Origin of the sequence: Streptomyces europaeiscabiei (genome assembly GCF_001550375.1) — a bacterium.
In the GTDB taxonomy this organism is placed as follows: Bacteria; Actinomycetota; Actinomycetes; order Streptomycetales; family Streptomycetaceae; genus Streptomyces; species Streptomyces europaeiscabiei.
Genome location: NZ_LRTR01000390.1, coordinates 1 through 10,919 on the forward strand (window position 1 = coordinate 1; position 10,919 = coordinate 10,919).

General features: G+C 71.8%; 6 protein-coding genes and 1 pseudogene. 6 read left to right on the plus strand and 1 reads right to left on the minus strand.

Features of this window, described 5'->3' with window-relative positions; genetic code table 11:
• Nucleotides 1-883, minus strand: a pseudogene (locus AWZ10_RS18465) (cytochrome b/b6 domain-containing protein); the annotation flags it as partial.
• Nucleotides 884-1,351: 468 nt separating this feature from the next.
• Here AWZ10_RS18465 and leuS point away from each other — a divergent pair.
• From leuS to AWZ10_RS18495, 6 genes are all read left to right on the plus strand, one after another.
• Complete coding sequence (gene leuS, locus AWZ10_RS18470) at nt 1,352-4,222, plus strand: leucine--tRNA ligase (protein ID WP_060891602.1); 2,871 nt, start codon at nt 1,352-1,354, stop codon at nt 4,220-4,222.
• 157 nt (nt 4,223-4,379) lie between these two features.
• Complete coding sequence (locus tag AWZ10_RS18475) at nt 4,380-5,165, plus strand: hypothetical protein (protein WP_046709802.1); 786 nt, start codon at nt 4,380-4,382, stop codon at nt 5,163-5,165.
• Between the two features lie 90 nt (nt 5,166-5,255).
• Nucleotides 5,256-6,101 carry a DegV family protein gene (locus tag AWZ10_RS18480; protein WP_046709801.1) on the plus strand — a complete coding sequence of 282 codons (846 nt, stop codon included), beginning with the start codon at nt 5,256-5,258 and terminating at the stop codon, nt 6,099-6,101.
• Between the two features lie 119 nt (nt 6,102-6,220).
• Nucleotides 6,221-7,492 (plus strand): ComEA family DNA-binding protein, encoded by a 1,272-nt coding sequence (locus tag AWZ10_RS18485; RefSeq protein WP_060891603.1) that lies wholly within the window; start codon nt 6,221-6,223, stop codon nt 7,490-7,492.
• Between the two features lie 62 nt (nt 7,493-7,554).
• Complete coding sequence (locus tag AWZ10_RS18490) at nt 7,555-10,089, plus strand: ComEC/Rec2 family competence protein (RefSeq protein WP_060891605.1); 2,535 nt, start codon at nt 7,555-7,557, stop codon at nt 10,087-10,089.
• 4 nt (nt 10,090-10,093) lie between these two features.
• A complete protein-coding gene (locus AWZ10_RS18495; RefSeq protein WP_060891604.1) occupies nt 10,094-10,912 on the plus strand; it encodes an arylamine N-acetyltransferase family protein in 819 nt (272 codons plus the stop codon).
• Nucleotides 10,913-10,919: the final 7 nt, after the last annotated feature.

Consider the following 10,919-nt stretch of genomic DNA (forward strand, 5'->3'; position numbering starts at 1 on the left):
GCACCAGCGGGTCGCCGAGCGCGGGGTTCGCGCCCTGCCCGCCGCCGAAGCCGGGCAGCGGGAACTGGCCGGTGTCGCGCATCTGGTCGCGCTGTCCGCCTTCGCGCCGGCCGCCCTCGCGCCGGCCACCCGGCTCGTCGAAGCCCTGCAGGGCGGAGCGGGACTTCATGAGTTCGTCGACCTCGGGGGGCCGCTGGCCGTCGGTGCCCAGGATGGCGGCGATGCGATCGACCACCTGGCGCTTGACCTGGCGCGGAGCGGCGCGCAGCAGCAGGGCGGCGGCGACGGCGACCAGGCCGGCCGAGTAGAGGATCACGAAGACCGGCTTCGCTTCGCGACCCGCGTAGAGTCCGTGCACGAGCGCGAAACACCAGGCCGGGTAGGCCATCATGTGCATCGCGCGCCAGCGTGCCGCGACCGGCGCCGGGGACGCGAAGTTGCTGCGCAGCGCGCCGGTGATGGCGACGAAGACCATCATGGATCCGGCGGTCGCGCCGAAACCGATGAGTGCGCCCGTGCCCGTCACACCGAGGGCGAAGGGGAACAGGGCGATCGCGGAGACGTGGTTCAGCGCCAGCTTGACCGTGACATGCAGCACCAGGAAGGCGACCGACGCGATGGCGGTCGTTCGGTGGACGGCCTGGCCGATGATCCGCTGGCGCACGGTGAGCAGGGTCCGGTCCTGGGCGACGAGCCCCCAGAGCACCGAGCAGGTCAGCGAGACGAGCGAGAGAACGCCCGCTCCGAAGTCGAGGAACTCCCGGTACGCGTCACCTCCGACCAGCACGCTTACGGGTATCAGCAGCAGAGCGGCAGCCGTGGCTATCCCGTAGGCCGACCGGCCGGTCTGGGGCAGCGAGCTGTTACTGCGACGAGGGTTCATGGGGGCAACTCCGAACAGTTCGGGAAAGCGGTCCCGTCGTCGAACTGTAAGTGGTGCCAATACCGGGCGGTACGAGGTTTCAGTTATTGCGTCGTTATCAAGGACCAATCTCACACCCGTGATGCCCGTTAGTGGTTGTTACGCGGAGTAAGTTTTGAATAAAGTTCAACTTTTTTGGCCGGATCGCGTGGCTGACACGCCACTGGTCCCTGTCCACCGACGGTGCTGCGGGGCGCTCGTCGGGGGCTGCCGGCGGGCCTGAACCTCGTCGCGGCGGCTGTGGGGGCTGCGGTACCCTGAGCCCATGCGTGCCGTACGCCTTCTGCTTAGCGAGCCGCGCTGATCAGTCCCGACCGCCGATGAACGGCGTGGTCGGAATCAGCGCGGCGTCCCCTCCTGTGCGAGGGGTTTTTTCGTTTCCTGACGACACAGCCGCTGGCAGAGACGATCGATGGAGCTTTGAGGATCATGAGCGAGACGAACCCCGCTGCCGCCGAGGTGGCCGCGCCGCACCGCTACACGGCCGTCGTCGCGGCCGAGATCGAGGCACGCTGGCAGGACTTCTGGGACGTCGAGGGCACCTACGCCGCGCCGAACCCGAGCGGCGACCTGGCGGGCGACGCCGAGCTGGCCGCCAAGCCCAAGAAGTTCATCATGGACATGTTCCCGTACCCCTCCGGTGCGGGTCTGCACGTCGGCCACCCCCTGGGCTACATCGCCACCGACGTCTTCGCCCGCTTCCAGCGGATGACCGGCCACAACGTCCTGCACACCCTGGGCTTCGACGCCTTCGGCCTGCCCGCCGAGCAGCACGCCGTACAGACCGGTGAGCACCCCCGGATCACCACCGAAGCGGCCATCAACAACATGAAGTCCCAGCTGCGCCGGCTGGGCCTGGGCCACGACAAGCGCCGGTCGTTCGCCACGATCGACCCGGACTACTACAAGTGGACCCAGTGGATCTTCCTGCAGATCTTCAACTCCTGGTACGACGACGAGGCGAGGAGGGCCCGCCCGATCGCCGAGCTGGTCGCGCAGTTCGAGTCCGGTGAGCGCGCGCTGCCCGACGGCGGCTCCTGGAGCGCGCTGAGCGCCGGCGAACGCGCCGACGTGCTGGGCGAGTACCGCCTGGCGTACGCCTCCGACGCGCCGGTCAACTGGTGTCCCGGACTGGGCACCGTGCTGGCCAACGAGGAGGTCACCGCCGACGGCCGCTCCGAGCGTGGCAACTTCCCGGTCTTCAAGGCCAAGCTGCGTCAGTGGAACATGCGCATCACCGCGTACGCCGACCGTCTGCTGGACGACCTGAACGAGCTGGACTGGCCCGAGGCCATCAAGCTGCAGCAGCGCAACTGGATCGGCCGTTCCGAGGGCGCCCGCGTCGACTTCCCCATCGACGGCGAGAACATCACGGTCTTCACCACCCGCCCCGACACCCTGTTCGGCGCGACCTACATGGTCCTGGCCCCCGAGCACCCGCTGGTCGACAAGTTCACCCCGGACGCCTGGCCCGAGGGCACCCGCGACGTGTGGACCGGCGGCCACGCGACCCCGGCCGAGGCCGTCACCGCCTACCGCGCGCAGGCCGCCTCGAAGTCCGACGTCGAGCGGCAGGCCGAGGCCAAGGACAAGACCGGTGTCTTCATCGGCTCGTACGCGACCAACCCGGTCAACGGCGAGAAGATCCCGGTCTTCATCGCCGACTACGTCCTGATGGGCTACGGCACCGGCGCGATCATGGCCGTCCCGGCGGGCGACCAGCGCGACTTCGAGTTCGCGCGCGCCTTCGAACTGCCGATCACCTGCATCGTCGAGCCCACGGACGGCCGCGGCACGGACACCTCCACGTGGGAGGACGCCTTCGGGTCGTACGACGCGAAGATCATCAACTCCACCGGTGAGGGTGTGTCCCTGGACGGCCTGGGTGTCGTCGAGGCCAAGGCGCGCATCACCGAGTGGCTGGAGCGGTCCGGTATCGGTCGGGGCACCGTCAACTTCCGCCTGCGCGACTGGCTGTTCAGCCGCCAGCGCTACTGGGGCGAGCCCTTCCCGATCGTCTACGACGAGGACGGCGTCGCCCACCCGCTGCCCGAGTCGATGCTGCCGCTGGAGCTGCCCGAGGTCGAGGACTACTCGCCGCGCACCTTCGAGCCCGACGACGCCGACACCCGGCCCGAGACGCCGCTGTCGCGCAACGAGGACTGGGTGAACGTCACGCTGGACCTGGGCGACGGCCGCGGCCCGCGCCCCTACCGCCGTGAGACCAACACCATGCCCAACTGGGCCGGTTCCTGCTGGTACGAGCTGCGCTACCTGGACCCGCACAACTCCGAGAAGCTGGTCGACCCGGAGATCGAGCGCTACTGGATGGGCCCGCGCGAGGGGCAGCCGCACGGTGGTGTCGACCTGTACGTCGGCGGCGCCGAGCACGCCGTGCTGCACCTGCTGTACGCGCGCTTCTGGTCCAAGGTCCTGTTCGACCTGGGGCACGTCTCCTCGGCCGAGCCGTTCCACAGGCTGTTCAACCAGGGCATGATCCAGGCCTTCGTCTACCGCGACAGCCGTGGTTTCGCGGTGCCGGCCGCCGAGGTGGAGGAGCGCGACGGCGCCTTCTACCACGAGGGCGAGAAGGTCAGCCGCGTGCTGGGCAAGATGGGCAAGTCCCTGAAGAACGCGGTCACTCCGGAGTCGATCTGCGCGGAGTACGGCGCGGACACGCTGCGGCTGTACGAGATGGCGATGGGCCCGCTGGACGTCTCCCGGCCGTGGGACACGCGCGCGGTGGTGGGCCAGTACCGGCTGCTGCAGCGGCTGTGGCGCAACGTCGTCGACGAGGCCACCGGCGAGGTGACCGTGGTGGACGCCGAGCCCGGCGAGGACACCCTGCGCGCGCTGCACAAGGCCATCGACGGCGTACGGCAGGACCTGGAGGGCATGCGGTTCAACACCGCGATCGCCAAGGTCACCGAGCTGAACAACCACCTGACCAAGGTGGGCGGCCCGGTGTCCCGCTCCGTCGCCGAGGCCCTGGTCCTGCTGGTCGCGCCGCTGGCCCCGCACATCGCCGAGGAGCTGTGGCGCAAGCTGGGGCACGCGGAGTCGGTGGTGCACCGGGACTTCCCCGTCGCCGACCCCGCGTACGTCGTCGACGAGGCCGTCACGTGTGTCGTCCAGATCAAGGGCAAGGTCAAGGCCCGCCTGGAGGTGTCGCCGGCCATCTCCGAGGAGGAACTGGAGAAGGTGGCCCTGGGCGACGAGAAGGTGGTCGCGGCGCTGGCCGGGGCGCCGATCCGGAAGGTGATCGTGCGGGCGCCGAAGCTGGTGAACATCGTCACGTGAGCGAGGCGGAGCCGCGGGTCGTCCGGGTGGTGGCTGTGGGTAGTCGTACGGCCGCCGTCGGGTAGTGGTTCAGGGTCGTCCCCTACGGGCAGGTTCCGGGTTCCGATGGAACTAGGGACCTGCCTGTTGCGTTTACCGTTGAAGAGCGCCGCAGCACATGCCGTGCCGGTCGGAGAAGGAGCGCGTCGTGGAATCCGTCATCGCAGTCGTCGCCTTGTTCTTCGTGCTGTTCGTGGTGCTGGGCGCATACGCCACGGTGAAGGCGGTCGGCGCGGCAAAGCGCGGCGTGGACCGTACGATCACGCAGGCCAAGCGGACCGTCGAGGACACCACCCTGCGCGCCAGAAGCCTGGCCCAGCCGGGACCGGCCGGGCAACTGGCCGACCTGCGGCTGAAGTTGCGCACGTCGATGCGGGCCACCCAGGAGGCGTTGCAGGCGGGGGTGGGCGAGGACGAGTCCCTGAAGGAGTCGCTGGCCCTCTTCGAGCAGCTCAGCAAGCACGGTCGGGAGCTGGACGACGAGCTGCGGCGCCTGGAGCCGGAGCCGGACCGGAGCAAGCTGGCCCAGCGGCTGCCCGCGCTGCGCGAGCGTACGGAGCGGGTCGTCAAGTCCGCGGACTCGCTTCGCTGGGCGGCGCACGACCGGGCCCGCAAGTTCGCGGAGGACGACCTGGACACGCTCAGCGCGCAGATCGACGTCGAGGCGGGCGCGCTGCGGCACTGGACGACGGAACCGGCCTCGGTGTGGCCCGAGGCGCCGAAGCCCGAGGCCACCGCCTCCACGGGGCAGACCTGGCAGGAGACTCCCGAGTCGCGGGCCGCCGGGTCGCGCCCCGCCGAGTCCCGTGGTGGCAAGCAGCCGCCGAAGCCCGCGATCGCCCCGCCGAGTGCGCGGCCGACGTACCCGTGGCAGAAGAAGCACCGTCCGGAGAGCACGACTTGATCAGGTCGGCTCGGTCGGCTCGCTCCGTACGGTCGCAGGTGAGAGGGGCCGGGCTGCCGTCGGCGGGGCTCGGCGGGTAACCTCCAGCTCATGTCCCGCCATGTCGCGATCGTCACCGATTCAACGGCCTACCTGCCGCCGCCGACGATGGAGCGGCACAGCATCATCGCGGTGCCCCTGACCGTGGTCCTCGGCGACCAGGCGCTCGACGAGGGCACCGAGATCTCGGCGCGGTCCCTGGCCCAGGCGCTGCAGAAGCGACGGTCCGTCACCACCTCCCGCCCCAGCCCCGAACTGTTCGCCAAGACCTATCGCAGGGTCGCGGAGTCGGGCGCCACGGGCATCGTCTCCCTCCATCTCTCCGCCGAGTTCTCGGGCACGTACGACGCGGCCGTGCTCGCGGCGCGCGAGGCACCCGTGCCCGTGCGGGTGGTGGACACCGGGATGGTCGCGATGGCCCTCGGGTTCTGCGCCCTGGCAGCCGCCGAGTCCGCGGAGGCGGGCGGCACCGTGGACGAGGCCGTCATGGCCGCCGAGAAGCGGGCCGCGGGAACGTCCGCCTTCTTCTACGTCGACACCCTGGACTATCTCCGCCGGGGCGGGCGGATCGGCGCGGCACAGGCACTGTTCGGTTCCGCGCTGGCCGTCAAGCCGCTGCTGCAGTTGGACGGCGGCCGCATCGAGATGCTGGAGAAGGTCCGCACGGCGTCCAAGGCGATCGCCCGACTGGAGGAGATCGTCGCCGAGCGGGCGGGTGGCGCGCCGGTCGACATCGCCGTCCATCACCTCGCCGCGCCCGAACGGGCCTCGGCGCTCGCGGAGCGGCTGCGGGACCGGGTGCCCGGGCTGGCCGATCTGCATGTGAGCGAGGTCGGGGCGGTGATCGGGGCGCATACGGGGCCTGGGTTGTTGGGGGTCGTCGTCTCACCTCGGTGAGTCGGCTCACGCGGGTTCCGTCGCTCGTGCGGGTGACGGAGTTATCCACAACTGGGCAGTAATCCACGGGAATCGAGCAAGATCATCGCGAGTCGGTGAGGTTCCCCGATCCTCGTCGCATGGCACTTCGATCACGTTCACGTACTGCGACGGTCACCAGCGGTCCGGGCCGGGGCCCGTCCTCCGACGGGCGCGCCCGGCACCGCCCTCGGCGGTCGAGGGGCAGGGCCGCCCGCCGCCGGGCATCGGCGGAGACACTCCGCCTGCGCGCGGAGGCACTGTTCCCCGAGAGGGCCAGGGAGCCTCGGGAGTCGGGGCATGGGCCGCCGGGGGCGCCCAGGGGCAGGACGGGGGTCGGGGACGGCGTGGCCCGGGAGGGCGCCGCGGGGCCGGGGGCTCCTGTCCAGGAGGGGGCCGTCAGCGCTCGTGGCTCTCGCACGCTCGCTGCGGAGGGGGCTGCCGGCTCCGGTGCTCCTGCCGTGGACGGTGATGTGGACGAGCTCGAGGGGCGGGCCGACGGTGCCGGTGACGTCCTGTGCGGGGGCGTCGCGGCTGGGCGAGGCCACGGCGGGAGTGGTGCTGACGACAGCTCCGTCGCTCGTGAAGCGAGCGGTGCGTGGCGGGAGCGGGTGGGGCCGGCTGTGCGGGAGCGGTTGCCGTTGTGGTTGCAGGTGCGGTGCGGCATTGAGCGGAAGAGCGTGGTCGCGCTGAGTGTGGTGCTGGTCGTCGCGGCGGTGTTCGCGGCACAGCACTTCTGGGCGGGCCGGACCCAGCCGGTGAGTGCGCCCGAGGTGGTGCGAGCGGGCGCCCCGGGGGATTCGAGGGCCTCTGGGGGGCCGGCGGCCTCGTTGGGTGAGCCCGGGAACGGCCGGGCGGCGGCGTCGGGCGACTCGGCCGGGGCGGTCGCTTCCACAGCCGGGCCCTCGATCGTTGTGGACGTCGGCGGGAAGGTACGCAGACCAGGGATCCAACGGTTGCCGGCGGGTTCCCGGGTCGCCGACGCGCTGCGGGCGGCGGGAGGCGTGCGGCGGGGTGCGAACACCGACGGCCTCAACCGCGCCCGACTCCTCGTGGACGGGGAACAGGTCCTGGTCGACAGTCCGGCGCCGGTGCCCGGGCCGGGCGCGGCGCCCGGGGCAGGGGCGGGCGGGGGTGGTGCGGCCGTGACCGGGGGAGCCGTGACGGGGGCTGCGCCCACAGCCCCCGTCTCCCTCAACGCGGCCACCGCCGACCAGCTGGACACACTGCCTGGCGTCGGCCCCGTCCTCGCCCAGCACATCATCGACTACCGCACCCGGCACGGCGGCTTCCGCTCGGTCGACGAACTGCGCGAGGTGACCGGCATCGGCGACCGCCGCTTCGCCGACCTGCGAAATCTCGTACGGCCATGACAGCGACGGACGAGGGGGTGTCGGCGGCGGCCGGTGTGCGGGTCGCTCCGCCGCGGGCCGCCGTGCACGCGGCCTCCGGTGCCCGGCTCGGCGACGCCCACCCCAGGCAGGAGGGACCCACGGATCTGCGTCTGGTGCCTCCGGCGCTGGCCGCCTGGGGGACGGCGGCGCTGATGGTGCACGCCTCGCCCGGGTGGGTCACGGGGGTGGTTGTGGTCTGTCTGCTCGTGGGCCTGGCCCTGCTGGTCCCTTGGCAGAGGCAGAGGCAGAGGCAGAGGCAGGAGCAGGAGCAGGAGCGACGGCACGGGCACGAGCAGGGGCGAGGGTGGGTACGGCGTGGGGCCGGGGCCGGGGCTTGGACGAAGGTGTCCGTCGCCGCTGTGCTGCTGTGTGCCGGAGCGGCTGCCGCTTCGGCCGGGCTGCACGGGGCTGATCTGAGGCGGGGGCCCGTCCCCGCACTGGCCGAGCAGTACGCCCGTGTGACCGCCGATGTCGAGCTGACGTCCGACCCACGGCTCACCCGCCCCCGGATCAAGGGCAACCACGCGGCCCCTGCCGCCGTGCTCCTCCAGGCCGAGGTACGGCGTGTACAGAGCCCGGACGGGACGGTCGTGGACACGCGGACACCTGTGTTGGTCATGGTGGACGTGGCGGGGCGGTCCGGTCGGGCGTCCTGGCTCTCGCTTCTGCCGTCCACCCGCGTGCGGGTGGTGGCGCAGGTCGTGCCGGCCATGGTCGGGGGAGACCGGGTGGCGGCCGTGCTGCGGGTGCGGGGCGGTGGGGCACCGGTGGTGCCGGCGGAGGCGAGCGCGGTGCAGCGGCTCGCGGGGCGATTGCGTGCGGGGCTGCGGGAGGCGACCGACGGGCTGGACGCGGACGCGAGGGCGTTGCTGCCGGGATTCGTCGTCGGGGACACCTCGCGGGTCCCGGCCGAGTTGGACGAGGCGTTCAAGGCGACCGACCTCACGCACCTGCTCGCCGTCAGCGGCGCCAACTTCACGATCCTGTTGGCCCTGTTCATCGGACCGCCGGGATTGGCGCAGCGGGCCGAGCGACGGGGGCTCGCGCCCCGGCTCGGGATTCCACTGCGGGCGACCGCACTGGCCGGCGGTGTACTGACGCTCGGCTTCGTGATCGTGTGCCGGCCGGACCCGAGCGTGGTGCGGGCCGCGGCCTGCGGTTCGATCGCGCTGCTGGCCATCGCGACGGGGCGTCGCAGGTCCCTCATCCCCGCGCTGGCGACGGCGGTCCTGCTGCTGGTGCTGTACGACCCGTGGCTGGCACGCAGTTACGGCTTCCTGCTGTCCGTTCTCGCGACCGGCGCCCTGCTCACCCTCGCCCCGCGCTGGAGTGCCGCGCTCCAGCGGCGCCGGGTGCCACCGCGTCCGGCCGAGGCGCTGGCGGCGGCGGGAGCCGCACAGGCGGTGTGCGCGCCGGTCGTCGCCGTGCTGTCGGCCAAGGTAAGTCTGGTGGCGGTGCCGTGCAACCTGCTGGCGGAGTTCGCGGTGGCCCCGGCCACGGTGCTGGGGTTCGCCACACTGGCGACGGCCCCGGTGGCGATGCCCGTGGCCGAGTTCCTTGCCTGGTGCGCGAGTTGGCCCGCAGGCTGGATCGCGGACATCGCCCGCACCGGGGCGTCGCTGCCCGGCGCGGGAGTGGACTGGCCGGGCAGCTGGACCGGTGCGTTGCTGCTCGTCCTCGTCACCGTGGTCGTCGTTCTCGTCGGGCGGCGGCTCATCAGCCATCCGTGGCTGGTGGGAGCCTGCCTGGTGGCGTTTCTGCTGGTCGTGGTGCAACCACCGCCGCTGACCAGGGTGATCACGGGGTGGCCGCCGCCGGGCTGGCGCTTGGTGATGTGCGATGTGGGGCAAGGAGATGCCACCGTCCTCGCGACGGGCGACGGTGCCGGGGTGGTCGTGGACGCCGGTCCCGATCCGGTCCTGATCGACCGCTGCCTGACGGCCCTCGGCATCAGCCGGATCCCGCTGGTCGTGCTCACCCACTTCCATGCCGACCATGTGGTGGGGTTACCGGGAGTGCTGAGGGGACGTTCGGTGGGGGCGATCGCGGCGACGGGGTTCGAGGAGCCCGCGGACCAGGCCGAGTTCGTGCGCAGGGAGGCGGCGGCCCGGCGGATCCCGCTGACGCGCGCCGTGGCCGGGGAGGAACGGCGCACGGGGAGCCTCACCTGGCGGGTGCTGTGGCCGCCGGGCGACGCCGCCGCACCGGACGGGCCGAACGACGCCAGCGTGACCATGCTCGTCCGCTCGGCCGGGCTGACCCTGCTGCTTCTCGGTGACCTGGAGCCGCCCGGCCAGCGGGAGCTGGCGAGATCCCAGGAGGCCGCGGCACTGGGAGCCGTGGACGTGGTGAAGGTCGCCCACCATGGTTCGTCCTACCAGGATCCGGGCCTGATACGCGCGATGGCCCCCCGGCTGGCCCTCATCTCGGTGGGCGCGGACAACCCGTACGGTCACCCGGCACCCAGTACGGTCGCGGCGCTGCGGGCCGGGGGCGCCATGGTGCTGCGTACGGACGAGGACGGTGCGATCGCCGTCGCGGGTACGGCGAAGGAGTTGCTCGTGGCGAGAGACTGACGGCATGGACACCGCAGAGCTTGACGCCTACCTTCGCCGTCTCGGAGCCGAGCAGCCGGCCTGGCCCACCGTCGACGTGCTGCGTGAACTGCACCTGCGCCATCTGCGGACGGTGCCGTTCGAGAACCTGTCGATCCACCTCGGAGAGGAGATCGTCCTGGAGGAGAAGCGGCTGCTGGACAAGGTGGTCGGGGAGCGCAGGGGCGGTTTCTGCTTCGAACTGAACGGGTTGTTCGGGGCGCTGCTCGCGGCGCTCGGGTTCGATGTGACGCTGCTCGCGGCGCGGGTGTACGGCGACGAGGAGCGGCTCGGTATCCCTTACGACCATCTCGCGCTGCGGGTGCGGACGGTGGACGGGGGCGACTGGCTGGCCGATGTCGGGTTCGGGACGCACAGCCACTATCCGCTGGAGTTCGGTGGGCGGGGGGAGCAGGCGGATCCGGGCGGCACGTTCCGGGTGGCCGAGGCGGACCGGGAGAGCGGGGGGCGGGAGTTCGGGGACCTGGACGTGTTCCGGGACGGTAAGCCCCAGTACCGGCTGGAGGTGCGGCCGAGAGTGCTCGGGGACTTCGTGGCCGGGGCCTGGTGGCACAGCACCTCACCGGCCTCCCATTTCACCCGGTCCCCGGTCTGTTCCCGGGTCGCCGAGGACGGCGGACGCATCACCCTCAGCGGCCGCACGCTCACGGTCACCTCGGCGGAGGGCGGCCGGGAGGTGACCGAGCTGGCGACGGACAGGGAAGTGCTGGCGGTGTACCGGGACCGGTTCGGGATGGAGTTGGGACGGGTGCCGGCGGTGAGGGAGGGGAGCGGGGGGCGTTAGGAGGGGT